Here is an 18696-nt window from a genome sequence, read left to right as displayed (position 1 = left end):
CGCCGGGACCGAAGCGCCGGCGGGTCAGCGGCAGCGCCTGAGCGGTCGTCCCGCGCCAAGCACCTAGCGGGCGGACCAGCCGCCGTCCATGGTGTAGCTGGCGCCGGTGACCATGCCGGCGTCGTCCGAGGCGAGCCAGGCCACCAGCGACGCGACTTCTTCCGGTTCGACGAGCCGCTTGATGGCCGCCTCGGTCAGCATGATTTTGGCCAGCACCTCCGCTTCGGGGATGCCGTGCACCTTGGCCTGGTCCGCAATCTGCGACTCGACCAGCGGGGTGCGGACGTATCCGGGGTTGACGCAGTTGGACGTGACGCCGTGCGGGCCGCCCTCCAACGCCGTCGCCTTGCTCAGGCCTTCCAGGCCGTGCTTGGCCGACACGTATGCGCTCTTGAAGGGCGACGCGCGCAGTCCATGGACCGAGGACAAATTGATGATCCGGCCGAACCCGTTGGCATACATATGCGGCAGGGCGGCGCGGATCAGCAGGAACGGCGCCTCGAGCATGAGGGTGATGATCCGGCGGAAGTCGGCCGGATCAAACTCCTCGATGGGGCTGATCCGCTGGATCCCGGCGTTGTTGACCAGGATGTCGCAATCCAGGCTGAGCGTCTGCAGCGCCTCGACGTCGAGCAGGTTGACGGCCCAGGCACTGCCCCCGACCTCCGTGGCGAGCGCGGTCGCCGCCTCACCGTCGACGTCGGCAACCACCACCGTCGCGCCCCTGGCGGCGAGGGCCCGGACACTGGCTGCACCGATGCCGCCCGCCCCGCCGGTGACCAGTGCCTTGCGGCCGTTGAGCGAATTTTCCATGACGCAGCCTTCCTTCAAAAATTCATGCCATCAGCGCCAGGTGCCGCGGCGCCGCCGTGCCGCCGGGATCGGCAGGACACGGTCCGCGCGTGGCACTCGCACTGAAAATGAGCTTTTCCGAGTATTGCTGCACGTCGGCCGCGGTTCAATGGCCAAACCGGCACCGGCCATGTGCAGAATTGCAGATATGAATGCGAACCCCGATGATCTGCTGGTGCTGCTGGCAGTGTCCCGCTCGGCCCGGTTTACGACGGCGGCCCAGACCCTGGGCTTGAACCACACCACCGTCTCGCGCCGGATCGCCGCGCTGGAAAAGGCCCTCGGCGGCCGGGTGTTATCCCGGGCGGCGGGCGGCTGGGAACTGACCGAGCTCGGCGCCGCGGCCGTCGCCGTCGCCGAGCAGGTGGAAAGCGCGGTGGGCTCCCTGAAACGGGCGGGCCGGACACCGGACCCGGTCACCGGCGTCGTGCGCATGACAGCCACCGACGGCTTCAGCGCCTACATCGCTGCCCCGGCGGTGGCCAGCCTGCGGCGGCAACATCCCGGGCTCAGCGTCGAGATCATTACGGTAACCCGGCGGGCGCTGCAACAGCGGTCCGGGCTGGACATCGAGGTGGTGGTGGGCGAGCCACAGGTCCACCGGGCCGAGGCGGCACAGCTCGGCGAGTACATGCTGGGCATGTATGCCTCGCGCAGCTACCTGGCCGAGTACGGCACACCGTCCTCGGCCGATGAGCTGGAGGAGCACCCCCTGGTCTACTTTGTCGACTCGATGCTTCAGGTGGACGACCTGGACGCCCCCCGCCGGCTGGTTCCGGCCATGCGGGACGGGCTGAGCTCCACCAACGTGTTTGTCCACGTTGAGGCCACCCGGGCCGGTGCCGGCATCGGCTTCCTGCCCTGCTTCGCCGCCGACCGGCACCCGGACCTGGTCAGGGTGCTGCCGGAGCAGTTCGCCGAACTGCTGCCCTACTGGATGGTGCTGCGGCCCGACTCGATGCGGCGGCCCGCGGTGGCCGCCGTCGTCAACGCCCTGCGGCAGGAAACGCTGGCCCACCGCGACATGCTCCTGGGCCGCGGCGGCAGCGCAGCGGCTGCTCCCTAGGCGCATCCGGCTCGAAACGGCAGTTACGGAGCAGCCGTTGCGGGCGGGCCGGCGGCCGGGCCGCCCGCCGGCTCGCCTGCTGGAGGGCCGGTGGCGCCGGCTGGATCGCGGCGGACGGCGGCGCCGGCGGCGAAGGAGCGGACCTTGGCGTCGTCCCAGATGTGGGCCGGCACGGCGCCGCCCAGCAGCCGCCGCGCCAAACCGGCGTCGCCGCCGAGGGGGGCGTCACTGCCGGCGATGATCATGTTGCCGTAGCGCCGGCCCTTGAGCATGGCCGGGTCGGCGATGATCAGGGTGTGCGCGAACGCGGCGGCGATGGTGGCGGCGTCCTCCCGGGCGCTGGCCAGGTCCGGCGCGTCACCGGAATTCACCAGGTAGATTCCGTCCGGGGCCAGCACCCGTTTGGCATGCCCGGTGAATTCCATGGTGGTGAGGGGCTGCGGCGTGACTGCCCCCGCGAAGACGTCCCGGATGATCAGGTCCCGTGTTTGCGGGGTGAGGCTTTCGGTCACTGCGCGGGCCTCCCCGACCCGCAGGCGCAGCAGCGGCGCCTTGGGCAGGTCGAACCAGCCGCGGACGTATTCGGCGAGCTTGCCGTCCAGCTCCACCACCACCTGGCGGGCCTCCGGATAGACGGCGTGGAAGTAACGCGCCAGTGAGCATGCTCCGCCGCCAAGATGCAGGGCGCGCAGCCGGGGCCGCCCCGCCGGGCTCCAGTGCGATTCGACCAGCGCGGCAATCCAGCGCATGTACTCGAAGTCAAGGTGCAGCGGGTCGGCCAGGTCGATGTGCGAGCTCATCACACCGTTGATCCGGAGCAGCCAGCCGGTGGAATTGTCCTGGTCCGGGATCAGCTCGCAGTCGCCGGTGTCGATGTAATACACGCCCGCCGCTGGCCCCGCCGGACGGCTGCCCTTCGGCACCTGCACCACTCCCGGCGTCGGGGTTCCGGCGTTGCGACCGGAATCCCTGCCCCGCTTCGCCATCAGTCGTGCACCGCTTTGCCCATGGCTCAACCCTAGCGGGCCGCACGGGCCGGGGATTTTCGGGATCTGCTTGTAATCCATTACACAGCGTGCTTACTATTCGATAGTAATCATGCTTACTATTCGAGTTCGGTGCGGCGGTTCGTCCGCCGGCGCCAGATCTACCGTCAGATCTACAAGGAAAGAGAGCGACGATGACAGAGAACCAATGGCCCCAGGACAACACCTACGGCACCCCCGGGCTGGCCGAAGGCGAGCCCGAACTGCGGCAGCCCTCGACCTTCCCGCCCACTTCCACCGGGACGTCCGGCAAGACCGACGCCGCGAAGGGCGAGGCCGGTGAAGTAAGCCGGCAGGCCGCCGACTCGGCGCAGAATGTTGCTCAGACGGCGAAGACCGAGGCGGCCAACGTGGCCGGCGAGGTCAAGAGCAACGCCAAGGACCTGCTGTACCAGGCACGGACAGATCTCACGGAGCAGGCCGGCACGCAGCAGCAGAAAGCCGCCCAGGGCCTGCACTCCATCTCCAGCGAACTCCACTCGATGGCTGACGCTTCGGAACAGCCCGGCGTGGCCACGGACCTGATCCGCCAGGCCGCCGAGCGGTCCAGGTCCGTTGCCACCTGGCTGGAGAACCGCGACCCCGGATCGCTGCTCAACGAAGTGAAGTCCTTCGCCCGGCAGCGCCCGGGAACGTTCCTGCTCGCTGCGGCGGGCGCGGGCATCCTCGCCGGCCGCCTCAGCCGGAGCCTGAGTGCCGGCGCACCGGACACCGCAACCACCGGCACCTCCACCGGGGTAGGCGGCCAGCAGGTTCCGCCCGTCACCCGGGTTCCCGACTCCGGCGTCGCGGTCCCCCCGCCGCCGGTCACCTACCCGGAGACGACGACGGCGGGCCTTGCCGACACGTACCCGCCGAACCCGCTCGAGGGCTCCGGGACGCAGGCCGGCGAATGGGCGGCTGACCCGCTGGCGGCCGATCCCTACCGCATCGATCCGGCCGTCGACCCCGACCGTAAGGATCCGTTCGACGGAGGCCGTCCATGAGCAGCGAAATGCCCATGGGCTCCCCGACGCCTCCCCCGGAGGCCCACGTCAAGGCGGAAACCAACTCCCTGGGTGACTTGCTCGGCGAGGTGACACGGGACATGTCCACCCTGATGCGTCAGGAAGTGGAGCTCGCGAAGGCCGAACTGAAGCAGACCACCAGCCGGGCCGGCAAGGGCAGCGGCATGCTCGCCGGGGCCGGCGTCGCAGGCCACTTCGTCCTATTGTTCCTTTCCCTGGCGCTGTGGTGGGGATTGGGGACCCTGATCGGGTTGGGCTGGTCCGCCGTGATTGTCGCAGTCATCTGGGCCATCATCGGTGCCATCCTGGCCTCGATGGGCCGCAAGGAACTCAAAGCGATCAAGGGCATGCCCCAGACCGCCGCCACCATCCAGGAAATTCCCCCCACCCTCAAGCCCAGCCACTAGAGCGAGGAAAACACAATGAGTGAAAACCCGGATGCCATCCGCGCCGACATTGAAGCAACCCGCGCCCGGCTCGGCACGAATGTCGATGCCGTGGCCGACAAGGTAACCCCGTCGCACATCGTCCAGCGCCAAACCGACAAGGTCAAGGACGCCGTCTTCGGAGTGAAGGAGAAAGTCATGGGAGCAGCCGACCACACCAGCGGCAACATGCACGCCACCGGCGGCAGCGCCGCTTCGCACCTGAGCGATGCCGGCTCCGCCGTCGCCGATGCGCCGCACCAGGCCATGGCCAAGACGCAGGGCAACCCGCTGGCCGCCGGGCTCATCGCCTTCGGCGCCGGCCTGCTGGTGTCCTCGCTGATCCCCGCCAGCCAGAAGGAGCGGGAGGCGGCGGACGCCCTTAAGTCGGCCGCGGAACCGCTGACGACGGAGCTGAGCCAGGCCGCCCAGCACGTGGCCGAAGGCCTGAAGGAGCCGGCCCAGGAAGCCATGGAGAACGTCAAGGCCACGGCCACCGACGCCGCCCAGAACGTCAAGGGCGAGGGCCAGGCGGCGGTCGCCGACGTCAAGGACCGTGCTGCCGACGCCAAGGACAACGTCCAGCAGGCCTAGCCCGACCGGAAGACGGCCGGTTGCCCTCGCTGACGCGCTGGGCAGCCGGCCGCTGCGCTTAACCAGGAAAGAAGATTCCGATGGCCAAGAACCTCACCAACGCGGAAACCGGCCCGGTGGACGACGCCGAGACCGCAGACAGCAGCACCGCCAAGGCCCGCACGGCGCCCGCCCCCGACGACCCGCGCAAGCCCCATGGCCCCAGGGACGTCACCAAGCCCTCCTGGAAGTACATCGCCAAGAAGACGCTCCGTGAGTTCTCCAAGGACCAGTGCCCCGATCTCGCCGCGGCGTTGACGTACTACTCGGTCCTGTCGATATTCCCGGCGATGCTGGCGCTGGTTTCCCTGCTCGGGCTCTTCGGCGATGCCCAGAAGACCACCTCCGCCCTGCTCGACATCATCCAGGGTTTTGCGCCTGGCGATACGGTGACAACGCTGCGCCCGGTCGTCGAGGAGCTGACCGGCTCCTCCGCTGCCGGATTCACCTTCATCCTTGGCCTCCTGACCGCGCTGTGGTCCGCGTCCGGGTACGTCGGTGCGTTCGGCCGGGCCATGAACCGCGTGTACGAAGTCGATGAGGGGCGGCCCTTCATCAAGCTCCGCGGCACCATGCTCGCCGTGACGGTCGTCAACCTGCTGATCGTGGTGGCGCTCGCCACGATGCTGGTGCTCAGCGGCCCGGTGGCCCAGTCCGTCGGCGGGCTCATCGGACTCGGAGACGCCTTCCTGGCGGTCTGGAACATCGCCAAGTGGCCGGTGATGCTGGTGCTGGTCATCGTTGCGATCGCGGTGCTCTACTACGCCACCCCCAACGTCAAGCAGCCCAAATTCCGCTGGATGAGCATGGGCTCGGCGATTGCCGTCGTCGTGTTCCTGCTGGCCTCCGTGGCCTTCGGCCTTTACGTGGCCAACTCCAACAGCTACAACAAGACCTACGGCGCGATCGGCGGCGTCATCATTGCGCTGCTCTGGCTGTGGATCCTGAACATGTCGCTGCTGTTCGGTGCCGAGTTCGACGCCGAAACCGAGCGCGGCCGGCAACTCCAGGCCGGCATCGCGGCGGAGGAGACCATCCAGCTGCCGCCGCGCGACACGAAGCAGAGCGACAAGCTGCAGGCCCGGGAAGAAGAGGACGTCCGCCGTGGCCGGGAACTGAGGGAACAGCACCGCGGCCAGGACCAGCCGCGCAAGGGTGCGGGGGACCAAAGCCCCTAGCTGCCCCGACCGGCACGGTCTGTACTGAGGAGGACGCACCGCCGGAGGGGGCGGGCGTCTGCCAACCAGGGAGGACCCCATGTCGGCTCCCGCAGCCAGGCCGGCGGCCGGCGGCCAGGAAAGGCGAGCCCGGTGCGGGCCTGGTGGGTCGCGCAGCCCGGGCCGATAGCGACCGGCCCGCTGGTCCCCGGCGAGCGCCGCGATCCGGTCCCGGGGCCGGGCGAAGTCCTGGTCCGGGTGCGGGTCTGCGGCGTGTGCCGCACCGACCTGCACCTGGCCGAAGGCGACCTGGCCCCTCATCGCGCCGACGTCATTCCCGGCCATGAGGTGGTCGGCGACGTGGTCGGCGCCGGACCGGGCGCGGCCCGGTTCCGCACCGGTGAGCGGGTGGGGGTGGCCTGGCTCGGCGGTACCTGCGGGTCGTGCCGGTTCTGCCTCCGGGGCCAGGAAAACCTGTGCCTCTCCCCCACCTTCACCGGCTGGGACCGCGACGGCGGCTATGCGGAGCTGATCACGGTCGCCGAAGACTTCGCCTACCGGATCCCGGAGACCTTCCGGGATGAGGAAGCGGCCCCGCTGCTGTGTGCCGGCATCATCGGCTACCGCGCCCTGCTCCGCGCCGAACTGCCGGTCGGCGGGCGGCTGGGCATCTACGGCTTCGGCGCCTCCGCGCACCTGGCCGCCCAGCTCGCGCTGTACCAGGGCGCCCGGGTGTACGTCATGACGCGTTCCGCGGAGGCCAGGCGCCTCGCCGTGGACCTGGGTGCGACGTATGCGGGGGCGGCCGATGCCGAGCCCCCGGAGCCACTCGATGCGGCCATCCTGTTCGCGCCGGCCGGCGGCCTGGTGCCGCCGGCGCTGCGGGCGCTGGACCGCGGCGGGACCCTCGCCGTCGCCGGCATCCACCTCAGCGACGTGCCGGCCCTGCACTACGCCACCGACCTGTTCCAGGAGCGCCAGCTCCGCAGCGTCACGGCGAACACGCGGGCCGACGGCGAAGAGTTCCTCCGGCTGGCCGCCGAGATCCCGCTCCGGCCCACCACCACGGCCTACCCCTTCGAGGCGGCGGATCGGGCCCTGCGGGACCTGGCCGAGGACCGGGTGACCGGGGCCGCCGTCATCCGCGTGGCCCCGCCCGGCTAGCTCGCCATGGCTGTCATTGGCCCGCAACGACGTTAACTGCGGGCTGGTTGCACCGGGCTCAGGGCCCGCAGGTAGGCCGCAAAGCCGTGCGGTGCCCGCGCTTGCGTCCGGCCGGAGGTGAGCACCCGGATGCTGTCCGTGGCCACGACCGTGAAGGCCAGGCCGCGGAGATCCTCAACCAGGGTTCGGTCCTCGTGCGCTTCCTGGTGGGAGAACCCGCCGGCGGCGAGGTAGGCGGACGCCCGCACCCCGAAGTTTGCGCCGTAGACATGCGGGTGGTTCTCCTCGAACGGGTGCCGGTCCAACCAGCGGCGCAGCAGTTCCGGGTCCAGGTCCGCCGGGTCGGGCTCAACCGAACCAAGGACCGCGTCCGCACCGGCCTCGGCGAATTCGAGCTGCCGGACCAGCCAGCGCGCTGGAACCCGCGAGTCGGCATCCGTGTTGGCGAGCCAAATCCGCCCCGGCCACGGCGGCGGACCGGAACGCGGCGCGGCCTCCCCCGGACCACGGCGCCGCTGACCCAGGACGGCGGCGCGGATCCCGGCGGCCCGGCTGGCACCGGCGCTGCGATGCCGGACCTCGAGCGTGCTGAACCGCGGGTCGGCGTCGGCATATCCGGCGGCGATGCCGGCGGAACGGTCGGTGCAGCTGTCCAGGACCACCAGCACCCGCACCTGCACCCCGGGCCGTGCCCGCTGAAGCTCATCGGCCGCCCGCCGGACCGCCTGCAACGCGCGGTCCAGGTGCTGTTCCTCATTGTGCGCCGGCAGGACCACGGCCACGACGGTGATGCCGGGACGCGGTGCGGACCCCTGCGCGGGGCCGGACCGGTCCACCTGCCCGCTCACGTGTCCGGCCCCGGGGCCCGGAAGACTTCCAGGACGAAATCGCGCTCCCGGTACAGCCCGGCATCGGGCCAGCGCAGCTGCTGCCGCGCGGCGGCGTGCACGGTGTCGCCGTCGAGCTCCCAGCCGTCGATGGGATGGCGCCAGTGGCACAGCACCAAAGTCCCGCCGGGCCGGAGCGAGGCTTGCACCCGGTCGAACAGGGCCGCCAGTTCGTCCGGCGCCAGGAAATAGCCCACCTCCGACACCACGATCAGGTCAAAGCTGCCGGCGGGCCAGTCCTGCGGCACCGTGAGCTGGCGGGTGTGCGCGCCGGATAGATGCTCCAGCCGGTGTGCGGCGCGGGCCAGGGCGGCGCTGCTTGCGTCGACTCCGAGGAAGGTGCCGCAGCGTTCGGCGAGCTCGGCGCTGAGGACGCCGATCGAGCAGCCGACCTCCAGGGCCGCGGCGTAGCGCCGTTCCGGCAGGACCGCCAGCGTCAGGGCACGCTTGCGTTGTTCATACCAGCTGGTGGCGTACTGCCAGGGGTCCTCGGCGTCGGTGTGGACCGCATCGAAGATGGCCTCCGCCTCCGCCGCCGCATGGCCCGGCCCGGACCCCTGCGGGGTGGCCGGTGACTGCCAGGCAAAGGTCTCCCAGCTGCGGGAAAAATGCGTCAGGAACGACGGCGGGAGCAGCACTTCGTCGCCTGGCTGGCCGGAGAGTGCCTGGACCTGCGAGGCGTGGGCGGCCATCGCCTGCGCCTTGGCCCGCTGCTGCTTCGGGGTCAGCGGGACGCGGAGCCACGACTGCCAGGCGGGGCCCGCAGGGTCGGCCCAGAGCCAGTACCAGATGGGGTATTCGAGCAGTCCGTAGCCGGACGCAGCGGCCGTTTCCGCCGCCACGGTTCCGAGGGTTTCATGGTCGGGGTGCCCGTCGTTCCGGTACGGGGCCACCAGGACCACGGGCCCGGCGGGCAGGCCGCTGTGGGCCGCAGTTTCGCGGATTGCGGCGCGGATCTGCTCCCGATGGTCCGCCAGCTTGCCGTCCGGCAGGCGAAGGTACCGCCAGGCCGCACCGGGGAACAGGCCCTCCAGCGCAGCGGAGAACTCCTGCAACCGGAGCGCGGCCAGCTGCCTGGGCGTGGTCGTGGACGAGTCCGGGTGCGAGGCCTCGCCGGCGGAGCACAGCAGCACCCGCACCTCGGCGCCGAGTCCGTGCAGCCGGGCCAGCAGGCCGCCGGCGCCGAGGGACTCGTCGTCGGGATGGGCCGCCAGCACGATGAACGCCGTGGCGGCCAGCTCAGCGTCGTCGAGCGGCAGCTCCGGGAGAGCGGCCGCTCCGCTGCGTGCCCAGGCGTTTTCGCTGGTTCCGGCGTCGTGGTGCGTAAAGCTCACCATGGGTGGTCCCCTCGGAACGTAAGGGCGCCGAGCTGCGCGTCGTCGCGCATGGCGTGATGCTGGCGGACATACAGCGAAAGGTCTGCCATCCGCTTGCCGTAGCGCCGGTCGAAGGCCAGCGGCCCGGGTCCGAGGTTCTGGCTGACCAGCGCCTGGACGCGTTCGACGCCGGCGGCCACGTTGCCGCGGACGCGCAGCGCCTCGCTCCAGGCGCCCGGCCCCGAGAGCTCCCCGGCGTCGATCCTGGCTGCGGTCCCGGCAAGGTAGCGCAGCAGCCCGGTCAGTGTCCGGTCGATTTCGCCGAGGTGCGCGAGCGCCAGCTGGTCCGGGTCCCGGCCCCGGTCGGCAGCGTCGGCCAGGGAGGCTTTGAAACTGCGGGCCACCGCCACAGCTCCGCCCAGCCAGCAGGCGGCCACGCCGATGCCGCCCCACGCGAAGCCCGGGCGCCGGTAGTACCAACCCTCGTTACCCAGCGGTACAGCCGGGACCGCATCGAAATGCACGGTGCCGCTGGGGACTTCACGCAGCCCGAGGCTGGTCCAGCCGGGATCCGCGAAAGTTACCCCGGCGGAGTGCAGGTCGACGGCGAAGGCCGCCCGGCCGCCGCCGTCCAGATGGGCGGTCAGCACCGCGTGGTCCAGCTGCGCAGCGATGGAACACCAGGGCTTGGAGCCGTTCAGGACGACCCCGCCGTCCGTGCCGCTGGCGGTCAGCCGCAGGCCGGGTGCCTCCGCGGCGAAGACGCCCCAGGTCCCCTCGAACGTGGCGGTGCCTGTCCGGGGTTCCTCGTGGGCCTGGGCGAGGATCGCGGCGGCGTCGAGGTGCGGTTCCAGGATGCGGCCGGCCGCGACGTCGACGGCGGTGACCGAGGCAAGGAGTTCCCAGAGCTGGGCGGTCTGTCCGGCGCCGGGGCAGGGCGCCGTGGCGCCGACCTCTTTGGCAAGCGCCAGCAGGGCGGGGACGTCTCCGATTCCGGCCTCGGCGGCCGCCAGTACGGGCTCAAGGCCGTCGGACTCCCTTGCGGCGGAGCTGATCCGCACGGCCTGGGGCGGGCTGGAGTCTTGGGTCGCGTTCATAGCCTGGTCGGTGTCCTTTGCGAGCTGCGCGCGGGTGCTGTCGGTCCCGGGGGCGGCAGCCGCCGGTGAATCTCAGCATACTTAGCATTTGGCCGGAGGCCGCCATCGCCCCGCTCGCACCGGCCCCGCTATCGCGCTACCGCACCGGCCCACCCCCGCGCTACCGCACCGGCCCACCCCCGCGCTACCGCACGAGGGCAAGAGCGAACCCGTCCCAGCCTTTCGACCCCACGGTCTGGATCACGGTGGCATCGAGCCGCGGGTCCTCGCCCATCTGCTGCAGCGCCGCGACGATGCCAGGGGCGTTCTCCGGGTCCCGGCCGGGGTCCAGGACCGCCCCCTCCCAGACCACGTTGTCCATCACGATCGTGGTGCCCGGCCGGCCCAGCCTGATGGCCCAGTCCAGGTACTGCGGGTTGTTTTCCTTGTCCGCGTCGATGAACACGAAATCGAAGGGCTCGACCCCGTCGGCCTGCAGAGCGCGCAGCGTATCGAGCGCCGCGCCGACACGGATCTCCACCAGGTGGCCCAGTCCGGCCCGGTCCACGTTGGCGCGGGCCACCGCCGCGTGCCGGGGCAGGAATTCGCAGCTCAGCAGCGTGCCGCCCGCGGGCAGGCCCTGCGCCATCCAGATGGTACTGAAGCCGGCCAGCGTGCCGATCTCAAGGACGCGGCGGGCGCCCGAGAGCCTGACCAGCAGCTTCAGCAGCTTCCCCGCGCTGGGCGCGACTTCGATCGGCGGCATTCCGGCGTCGACAGCTGCCTCGACCGCGCGCCGCAGCGAGTCGTCGGGGTGAACGACGACGGCGGACAGGTACTCCTCGACGGCCGTCCAGCCGGAGGTGGGCCGATGCTCGATCATGTGGCCCAGTCTGGCAGGCGGCGACTCCGGTCGGTAGGGCCGGCCCCTCCGGGCCGCCAGGGCCGGGCGGGCTAATCGCCCAGGGCCGCTTCCAGGCGCTCCAGCTTGCCCGTCATCTCACCCGAGTAGCCCGGGCGGATATCGGCCTTGATCACGAGCGAGACCCGGCTGCCGAAGCGCCCGACGGCTTCGGTGGCGCGTTTCACGACGTCGAACACCTCGTCCCATTCCCCCTCGATCTCGGTGAACATCGAACTGGTGCGGTTCGGCAGGCCGGATTCCCGCACGATGCGGACGGCTTCGGCCACGGCGTCGTGGACGGACGCGTCGTCGGCTCCCGGACCGGCGGCGGCACCCGCGGGCCGCCCTGACGGTGCAACTGAGAATGCAAGCAACATGGCTCCAGTCTGCCACGCCGCTCCGCCGCCACCGTGCCCGGATGACGTTCCGGGCACGTCACAAAAATCTGTACCCGCCGGTAACAGGATTCTCCGGCCTTCGCGTTGCTAATCTGAGCAAATGAACCGGGCAGCAGACCGCAGGCCACTCCGCGCGGATGCCGCACGCAACGTGAATAAGATCATCGCCGCTGCGCGTCAATGCTTCCGCCAGTACGGTCCGGAAGTTCCGTTGCAGACCATTGCCGTCACCGCGGGCGTGGGTCCGGCCACCTTGTTCCGGAACTTTGCGGACAAGGAAGAACTGGTCCTCGCGGCGCTGCACCAGCAGTTGAAACTGCTGGTCAACCCCGTGATGCAGGAAGCGCTGGCGGCCAAGGACGCCGCGGAAGGGCTGTTCCGGGTGATTGACGCCCTGATGGCGGTGGCCAGCGACGAGGCGAACCTCCTCGGTGCGGTCGCCGGCCGGCGTGGTGTCCTCACCGGGATCACGGGTGACCTGATCGAGTCGGTGGCCGTGCTGCTGGGGCGGGGGCAGGGCCAGGGCACCCTGCGCAGCGACATCTCGATGACCGACATGATCCGGCTGCTGGCCATGCTGATCGGCGTGGTGGACACCATGGAGGCCGGCTCGGACGCCTGGCGCCGGCCGGCCGCGCTGCTCGAGGATGCGATCCGCGCGGAACGGCCCGACCGTCCGCTGCCACCGCAGGCGTCGCTGCCCGCCAACCTGTCCGGCACCGCGTTCGGTGTCTCCTTTGGGGCCACCTACGGAACGACGTACCGCTGATCACCGGGGCGTGGCGGGCCGGCCCGCCACGCCCCGGTGATCAGTTCCAGCCGAGCAGCCGCAGGCCCGCCGCGGCTGCGGCGCCGGCCAGGACCACCACCAGGAAGGGCGCCCGGAAGACCAGCGCGACGGCGGCCGCGGCCAGCGCGCCCAGCCGCGCGTCCAGCGCCAAGGACTGCCCGGAGGCTACCGTGTTGACCACCGTCAGCGACGCCAACAGGCCGATCGTCATGGTGCCCGCGATCCGGGACATCCGGGGATTGCGCAGCAGGCTGGCGGGCACCAGGTACCCCACCAGTTTCCAGGCGTAGGCCAGCACGCAGGAGAGCAGGAGCCACCCCCAAAGCATCATCAGGCCTCCCCCCGGGCGCCGGGACGCTGGCCGGCGTGGTGCTGTTCCGGATAGGGATCCAGATCCGGCTCCAGGCCTTCATCGCTGCGGCCGGAGCTGAACCAGCCCACCACCGCGGCGACGAACGCGGCGACCAGGATCGGCACGCCGGCCGGGACGAACGGGACGGCCAGGACGGTGGCGAGAGCGCAGACGACGGCGATCGCAACCGGTTCCCGCCCTTTCAGCCGTGGCCACAGCAGCCCCAGGAACGCCGCGACGGCGGCACCGTCGAGCCCCCACTGCTTCGGGTCCCCGAGCGCGGCCCCGGCCAGCGCACCGACGGCCGTGAAGAGATTCCACAGCACGAAGATGCCGATCCCCGCCGTCCAGAAGCCGCGGCGCTGCTCTGCCGGGTCGGTTTGGCCGGTGCTCGTGGCAGTGGATTCGTCGATCGTCACATGCGCGGCCGCGAACCGGCGCCAGCCGCGCGGCTGAAGCAGGGCGTTCAGCTGCATGCCGTAGATGCCGTTGCGCATGCCCAGCAGGGTGGCTGCGCTCATCGCGGCAACGCCGGAGCCGCCGCCGGCGACGACCCCGATGAAGGCAAACTGCGAGCCGCCGCTGAACAGCAGCAGGCTCAGTGCCATCGTCTGCCAGAAGTCCAGCCCGGAGGCCACCGACAGGGCACCGAACGACACCCCGTAAAGGCCGGTCGCGATGCTGATGGAGATTCCTACGCGCACTGCCGGGGACTGCATCAGCCGCACCGGCACTCGCGCTTCCGAGCGGGCCTGGCCAGGCTCCGGGCCCAGGCGATGAGCGCGGCACTGGCCTGCAGCGGCCCGGTCAGGGGCGCCGCGGAATGGGTCCGGGTTGCCCGGGGGGACCAGCGAAAAGGCATGCCACCATGCAACCACAGCGCCGGCCGGGCCGATAACCCGGCCCGTCATATGGCCTGCCCGGACAGTAGCGGAGAAGGTGACCTTCCGCAGGGGTACCGTCGCGGCCGGCCGGGAGTACCGTGTTGAGCATGAGCAATGTAGTGGAGATGTCCGGGGTGGTCAAGCGCTTCGGAACGGTGACGGCCCTCAACGGCCTGAACTTCCAGGTGGCCGCCGGCGAGGTGCATGGGTTCCTCGGACCCAACGGGGCCGGCAAGTCGACGACGTTGCGGCTGTTGCTGGGCATGCTGCGCGCCAACGAAGGGTCGCTCCGGGTGCTCGGCTTGGATCCGTGGCGCGACGTCGCCAAACTGCACCGGCGCCTGGCGTACGTTCCAGGTGACGTCTCGCTCTGGCCCAACTTGACCGGCGGTGAGGTGATCGAGCTGCTCGGCAAGCTGCAGGGCGGACAGGACCGCGCCCGTCGGGACCGGCTGCTTGCACTCTTCGAACTTGATCCATCCAAGAAGGCCCGCACCTATTCCAAGGGCAACCGGCAGAAGGTCGCGCTGGTCGCGGCGCTGGCCACGGATGCCGAGTTATTCCTGCTGGACGAACCCACCAGCGGGCTGGACCCGCTGATGGAAGACGCCTTCCGCGGCTGCGTCCGGGAGCTCCGGGCCGAGGGACGGACGGTGCTGTTGAGCAGCCACATCCTGAGCGAGGCCGAGGCGCTGTCCGACCGGGTCAGCATCATCCGGGCCGGCCGGGTGGTGGAGAGCGGCCCGCTGGAACAGTTAAGGCACCTGACCCGCACCTCCGTCTCCGCCGACGTCGAAGCGGTGCCGCCGGGGCTGGAGCTGTTGCCCGGCGTGCACGACGTCGTCGTCGCCGGCCGGCGGATCAGCGCCCAGGTGGACCCGGCCGGCCTGGGTCCGTTCCTGCAGTTCCTGGCAGCCGCCGGGCTGCGGGGGCTGACCAGCCAGCCGCCGACGTTGGAGGACCTGTTCCTGCGGCACTACGGCACCGGCGACGGCGCCGATGTCCCGGTCCGCGGGGCCGGGCTCCCCGCCCAGGTCGCCGCGTCCGGCCCAGCGGGGCCCGGCCCATCGGGGCCTGGCCCAGCGGGGCCCGGCCCAGCGGGGTCCGGCAATGCCTGAGACGCTCGCCGGGACCTGGCAGCTGGTCCGGCTGGGGCTGCGGCGGGACCGGTGGATGCTGCCCCTGTGGGTGCTGGGCTTTGCGGCCGTTGCATATTCGACGGCGGCTGCCGGGGCGCAGCTGTACCCGGATGAGCGGAGCCGCGTCGAGGCGGCCACCGCGCTGAACGCCACCGCCTCGATCGTGGCGATGTTTGGCCGCATCTACGATCCGGCGTCGCTGGGCGCCCTCTCCCTGATCAAGTACACCGCGTTCATGACTGCGGTCCTCGCCATCCTGATGGTGATCCTCGTCATCCGGCACACCCGGGCCGACGAGGAAAGCGGCAGGCTTGAGCTGCTTGGCGGTGGCCGGCTGGGCCGCGACGCCCCGCTGGCCGCCGCGCTCGGCATCGGCTTTGCCGCCAGCCTGGCCGTGGGCCTGCTGTCCGCCGCGGCCCTGGCCGGCGGCGGCCTGCCGGTTGCCGGGTCGCTTGCCTTCGGCCTGGGCTGGGCCGTCACCGGGATGGCCTTTTGCTCGGTGGCGGGAGTCGCCGCCCAATTGAGCACGAGTGCCCGCACCGCGACCGGTCTCGGCATCGGGGTCATAGCCGTCAGCTACGGACTGCGCGCGGTCGGCGACCTCGCCGAGCCGGGACCGTCGGCGCTCTCCTGGCTTTCGCCGATCGGCTGGAACCAGCAGATCCGGGCGTTCGCCGGGGACCGCTGGTGGGTGCTGGTTCTGCCACTGGCGCTGTGCCTCGTCCTGATCCCCGCGGCGTTCGTGCTCCGCAGCCGCAGGGACCTTGGCGCCGGGCTGCGCGGGGAACGGCCCGGCCCGGCCGTGGGGTCACTGACCGGGGTCTGGTCCCTGGCCGTGCATCTGCAGTACCGGGTCTGGCTGGCGTGGGCGGTGGCATTCGTGGTCTTCGGCACCGTGGTCGGTTCCCTGGTCGGCAACGTCGCAGACATGCTCAGTTCGGCCAACGCCCAGGACTTGATCAGGCTGTTGGGTGGCGCCGACGCCCTGCGGGACGCCTTCTTGTCCGCAGAGATCAGCGTGATGGGACTGCTCGCCGCGGTCTATGGCGTGGCAGCGGCGAACCACCTGCGCGGCGAGGAAACCGGCGGCCACACCGAGGCGCTGCTGGCGACGGCCACCACCCGCGGCCGCTGGGCGAGCAGCCACTTCGTGTTTGCGCTGGCCGGGGTGGCGGTGCTGTTGGTACTGAGCGGGGTGTCGATCGGGGTGGGCGCCGCCTTCGCCGTCCAGGACGCTGGCCTGGTCGGCCGGGCCACGCTGGCGTCCCTTGCCCAGATTCCTGCCGCCTGGGTCCTGGCCGGCATTGCCCTAGCCGTGTTCGGCTGGGCGCCCAGGCTCTCGGGCGCGGTCTGGGGCGTGCTGCTCGCCTTCGTGGCACTCGGGGAATTCGGTGTGCTGTGGAATGCTCCGGGCTGGCTCATGGACCTCTCACCGTTCCGGCACACGCCGCTGCTGCCGGTCGGTCCGGACGCGGCACCCGCGCTGCTGGCGCTGACCGCCGTCGCGGCCGCACTCGCCGCGCTGGGTTACCTCGGCTGGCGACGGCGGGACCTGGCGCCGTAGGCCGTAGCGCCCAGGCCGGCCGGGTTACGGCGTCCGCGACAGCTGCCGCGCGGTCGCCGGTGCGGGCGCCGAGGCGGTGGACTGCCCCAACGCCTGGGCGACCGTCCGGACCGACGTCGAACCGTTGGCCGTCCGCGCCGCGAGCCAGTCAACGAAGCTGCTGAACAGCGTGGGGCTGACGGTCAGGGTCGGGTCGGTGCCGACGGCGATGTGATGGAACGTCAGCTGGAGCCAGCCGCCGGTGGACTCGGCGTGGGTCACCAGGTCCTCAAGGTTCTTAAGCGTCCAGGTGCTGTCGGCTTCGTCCGGGGCCTTGGTAACCATCGGGTTTTCCGGCGGCAGGCTCTCCGCGAAGGGACATCCGGCACAGCTCGCGGGCGAAGTGATGTCGCCCAGGCCGCGGGCGCTGGCGAAGCCGCAGTTCCGTACTGCGGTCTGGGCGGCGGCGTTCTCGGCAGCGAACGGGTAGGCAAAGTCATGCACCTGGAAGCCCCAGTTCTCCAGGGTTGCCTTGCCGTTGCAGACCTCCGCGGCGGCCGCCGAGGGGCTGAGCGTGGTCAGGTCCGGATGGGTGACCGTGTGGCCGCCGATCTCATTTCCGTCGCTCGCCAACGTGTGCAGGTTTGCCTGGGTCAGGTACCCGGCCGAGCCGATCCAGCCGGTGGTGATGTAGAAAGTGCCCGCCAGTCCATGGGCTTTAAGCACCTGCGCGGCGGCGAGCTGGTCGGCGTTGCCGTCGTCAAAGGTCAGGCTCACGATCGTTGCGGGTGCTGCGTGCGCGGGCAGGGCCATGCCTGTCAGGGAGGCCGCGGTCAACAGCAGGATACTCACGGCCGATCCCCACCGTGTGGTCCCTCCCGGCCGCGGCCGCACGGTCCGGCCCGGCGTGGCGCTGACCTGGCGTGGAGACTTGTACTGTGGACCGCTCAACCAGCGCATTGTTCCTCCCGGGGGCCTTCCTGCGGACTCCGCCAACCGGAGCCCTTAACCCATGCTAGGAGGGCCGTTCGGGGGCGGCACGGGTGATCCCGAGGACAGGAGTGCGGGCCGACTACCTGCCTTTTACTCGCTTTGTCCGCACCGGCGCGCCGGCGTCACTCCACGCTGAGCCTAGAGTGACGCGAGTAGCTGGGAGCGGACCTCGGCGGGCCGGTTGGTCGTGAGTTCCTGGATGCCCAGTTCCCGGCAGAGCGCGACGTCGTCGGCGGCGTCCACCGTCCATACCCGGAAGCGCCGGCCTGCCGCGAGCCAGCGCCGGACAGTTTCCGTGTGGCCGCGGACGTAGTCGATGCCGGGACCCGCGAGCCCGGTTTCGCCGTCGTCGAGGATACGTTCCCCTTCGGTCTGCGCCGCCTTCAGGACGTTGGCCAGGGCTCCGCCGGTGAAGGGACCGAGGCCCAGCTCCTCGCGGATCTCCTCCACGTCGACGTCGTCCACGAGCTGGCAGACCGCCGCCGCCGGCACGGACTGCAGCAGATGCTTGACCGAGTCGGGGCTGAAGCTCATGAAGGAGACCCGGATGTTGTCCAGCATCGAGGTGCTGCGGTCCCAGCCCTCGGCCTGCAGGACCGCCAGAACCCGGTCTTCCAGCTTGAGCTGGTAGGGGCTCGGGTGTTTCAGTTCGATCGCGAGTCCGATCTCGCGGCCGGCCAGGCGCAGGATGTCCAGCAGTTCGGGGAGGGTCAGGAACTGCTCGGAGCGGGCACCGTAGTCCTCCGGAATCCGGGCACCCTTCCAGGAACTGAAGTCCAGCCGCCGCAGCTCCTCAAGGGTGCGGTCCGCCACCGGCCCGGTCCCGTCCGAAGTACGGTCCAGGTTGGCGTCGTGAAGCAGCACCGCGTGCTGGTCGCGGGTCAGATGGACGTCGCACTCGACGCCGTCGGCGCCGTCGGCGATCGCCTGCAGGTAGGCGGCACGGGTGTGTTCGGCGAAGGTTGCACTGGACCCGCGGTGGGCGTAGACGAGCGGGCGGGCCGCTGCGGACTCCTCGGTGGTCATGCTGACACGTTAGCGGACGCCGGGCGCAGATGCGGGGC

At 70.8% G+C, this 18696-nt stretch carries 20 protein-coding genes; 9 read left to right on the top strand and 11 right to left on the bottom strand.

Going from position 1 to position 18696, the window contains the following annotated elements; all coding sequences use genetic code 11:
- Positions 1–63 precede the first annotated feature (63 nt).
- Positions 64–813, bottom strand: coding sequence for a 3-hydroxybutyrate dehydrogenase (locus tag AC3ANP_RS06465; RefSeq protein WP_488332507.1), 750 nt, complete (start codon positions 811–813; stop codon positions 64–66).
- A 187-nt stretch (positions 814–1000) separates the two neighbouring features.
- On the opposite strand from AC3ANP_RS06465, the gene AC3ANP_RS06460 reads away from it, so the two are divergent.
- Positions 1001–1918, top strand: coding sequence for a LysR family transcriptional regulator (locus AC3ANP_RS06460; protein ID WP_488332506.1), 918 nt, complete (start codon positions 1001–1003; stop codon positions 1916–1918).
- A 23-nt stretch (positions 1919–1941) separates the two neighbouring features.
- Here AC3ANP_RS06460 and AC3ANP_RS06455 read toward each other — a convergent pair whose 3' ends face one another.
- Positions 1942–2904, bottom strand: coding sequence for a spermidine synthase (locus AC3ANP_RS06455; RefSeq protein ID WP_488332505.1), 963 nt, complete (start codon positions 2902–2904; stop codon positions 1942–1944).
- A 194-nt stretch (positions 2905–3098) separates the two neighbouring features.
- Here AC3ANP_RS06455 and AC3ANP_RS06450 point away from each other — a divergent pair, with 194 nt between their 5' ends.
- From AC3ANP_RS06450 to AC3ANP_RS06430, 5 genes are all read left to right on the top strand, one after another.
- Complete coding sequence (locus AC3ANP_RS06450; RefSeq protein ID WP_488332504.1) at positions 3099–3950, top strand: hypothetical protein; 852 nt, start codon at positions 3099–3101, stop codon at positions 3948–3950.
- Positions 3947–4378 (top strand): phage holin family protein, encoded by a 432-nt coding sequence (locus tag AC3ANP_RS06445; protein WP_488332503.1) that lies wholly within the window; start codon positions 3947–3949, stop codon positions 4376–4378. Before AC3ANP_RS06450 ends, AC3ANP_RS06445 begins: the two co-directional genes overlap by 4 nt.
- Positions 4379–4393: 15 nt before the next feature.
- Positions 4394–4990: a DUF3618 domain-containing protein gene (locus AC3ANP_RS06440; RefSeq protein ID WP_488332502.1), complete on the top strand. Its 597-nt coding sequence runs from the start codon at positions 4394–4396 to the stop codon at positions 4988–4990.
- 80 nt (positions 4991–5070) lie between these two features.
- Positions 5071–6207, top strand: coding sequence for a YihY/virulence factor BrkB family protein (locus AC3ANP_RS06435; RefSeq protein WP_488332501.1), 1137 nt, complete (start codon positions 5071–5073; stop codon positions 6205–6207).
- A 132-nt stretch (positions 6208–6339) separates the two neighbouring features.
- Positions 6340–7350 carry a zinc-dependent alcohol dehydrogenase family protein gene (locus AC3ANP_RS06430; protein ID WP_488332500.1) on the top strand — a complete coding sequence of 337 codons (1011 nt, stop codon included), beginning with the start codon at positions 6340–6342 and terminating at the stop codon, positions 7348–7350.
- Between the two features lie 32 nt (positions 7351–7382).
- On the opposite strand, the gene AC3ANP_RS06425 is transcribed toward AC3ANP_RS06430, so the two are convergent.
- The 5 genes from AC3ANP_RS06425 to AC3ANP_RS06405 all read right to left on the bottom strand — a co-directional run bounded on the left by AC3ANP_RS06425 (position 7383) and on the right by AC3ANP_RS06405 (position 11910).
- A complete protein-coding gene (locus AC3ANP_RS06425) occupies positions 7383–8198 on the bottom strand; it encodes a glycosyltransferase family 2 protein (RefSeq protein ID WP_488332499.1) in 816 nt (271 codons plus the stop codon).
- Positions 8195–9574 (bottom strand): PIG-L family deacetylase, encoded by a 1380-nt coding sequence (locus AC3ANP_RS06420; protein WP_488332498.1) that lies wholly within the window; start codon positions 9572–9574, stop codon positions 8195–8197. Before AC3ANP_RS06420 ends, AC3ANP_RS06425 begins: the two co-directional genes overlap by 4 nt.
- Positions 9568–10650 (bottom strand): acyl-CoA dehydrogenase family protein, encoded by a 1083-nt coding sequence (locus AC3ANP_RS06415; protein ID WP_488332497.1) that lies wholly within the window; start codon positions 10648–10650, stop codon positions 9568–9570. The genes AC3ANP_RS06420 and AC3ANP_RS06415 overlap by 7 nt, the downstream gene beginning before the upstream one ends.
- Before the next feature lie 184 nt (positions 10651–10834).
- Complete coding sequence (locus tag AC3ANP_RS06410) at positions 10835–11512, bottom strand: O-methyltransferase (RefSeq protein ID WP_488332496.1); 678 nt, start codon at positions 11510–11512, stop codon at positions 10835–10837.
- Between the two features lie 71 nt (positions 11513–11583).
- On the bottom strand, positions 11584–11910 hold the full coding sequence (locus tag AC3ANP_RS06405) for a thiamine-binding protein (protein ID WP_488332495.1): 327 nt from the start codon (positions 11908–11910) through the stop codon (positions 11584–11586).
- A gap of 121 nt (positions 11911–12031) precedes the next feature.
- On the opposite strand from AC3ANP_RS06405, the gene AC3ANP_RS06400 reads away from it, so the two are divergent.
- Positions 12032–12700, top strand: coding sequence for a TetR/AcrR family transcriptional regulator (locus tag AC3ANP_RS06400; RefSeq protein ID WP_488332494.1), 669 nt, complete (start codon positions 12032–12034; stop codon positions 12698–12700).
- Positions 12701–12740: 40 nt separating this feature from the next.
- On the opposite strand, the gene AC3ANP_RS06395 is transcribed toward AC3ANP_RS06400, so the two are convergent.
- Both AC3ANP_RS06395 and AC3ANP_RS06390 read right to left on the bottom strand, forming a co-directional pair.
- Entirely contained in the window at positions 12741–13052 is a 312-nt protein-coding gene (locus AC3ANP_RS06395) for an AzlD domain-containing protein (protein ID WP_488332493.1), read from the bottom strand.
- Positions 13052–13792, bottom strand: a complete 741-nt coding sequence (locus AC3ANP_RS06390; RefSeq protein ID WP_488332492.1) for an AzlC family ABC transporter permease — start codon at positions 13790–13792, stop codon at positions 13052–13054. The genes AC3ANP_RS06395 and AC3ANP_RS06390 overlap by 1 nt, the downstream gene beginning before the upstream one ends.
- 272 nt (positions 13793–14064) lie before the next feature.
- On the opposite strand from AC3ANP_RS06390, the gene AC3ANP_RS06385 reads away from it, so the two are divergent.
- Together AC3ANP_RS06385 and AC3ANP_RS06380 are read left to right on the top strand one after the other, a co-directional pair.
- Complete coding sequence (locus AC3ANP_RS06385) at positions 14065–15075, top strand: ABC transporter ATP-binding protein (protein WP_488332491.1); 1011 nt, start codon at positions 14065–14067, stop codon at positions 15073–15075.
- Positions 15068–16660: an ABC transporter permease gene (locus tag AC3ANP_RS06380; RefSeq protein ID WP_488332490.1), complete on the top strand. Its 1593-nt coding sequence runs from the start codon at positions 15068–15070 to the stop codon at positions 16658–16660. Before AC3ANP_RS06385 ends, AC3ANP_RS06380 begins: the two co-directional genes overlap by 8 nt.
- A 24-nt stretch (positions 16661–16684) precedes the next feature.
- Here the strand turns inward: AC3ANP_RS06380 and AC3ANP_RS06375 are convergent, their stop codons facing one another.
- Positions 16685–17491 carry a polysaccharide deacetylase family protein gene (locus AC3ANP_RS06375; RefSeq protein WP_488332489.1) on the bottom strand — a complete coding sequence of 269 codons (807 nt, stop codon included), beginning with the start codon at positions 17489–17491 and terminating at the stop codon, positions 16685–16687.
- Positions 17492–17770: 279 nt separating this feature from the next.
- Complete coding sequence (locus AC3ANP_RS06370; protein WP_488332488.1) at positions 17771–18658, bottom strand: glycerophosphodiester phosphodiesterase; 888 nt, start codon at positions 18656–18658, stop codon at positions 17771–17773.
- Positions 18659–18696: the final 38 nt, after the last annotated feature.

It is taken from the genome of Arthrobacter sp. JB02-1C (assembly GCF_057748045.1).
The sequence above is the reverse complement of the archived record's forward strand: the minus strand, read 5'-3'. Positions and strand labels throughout refer to the sequence as shown.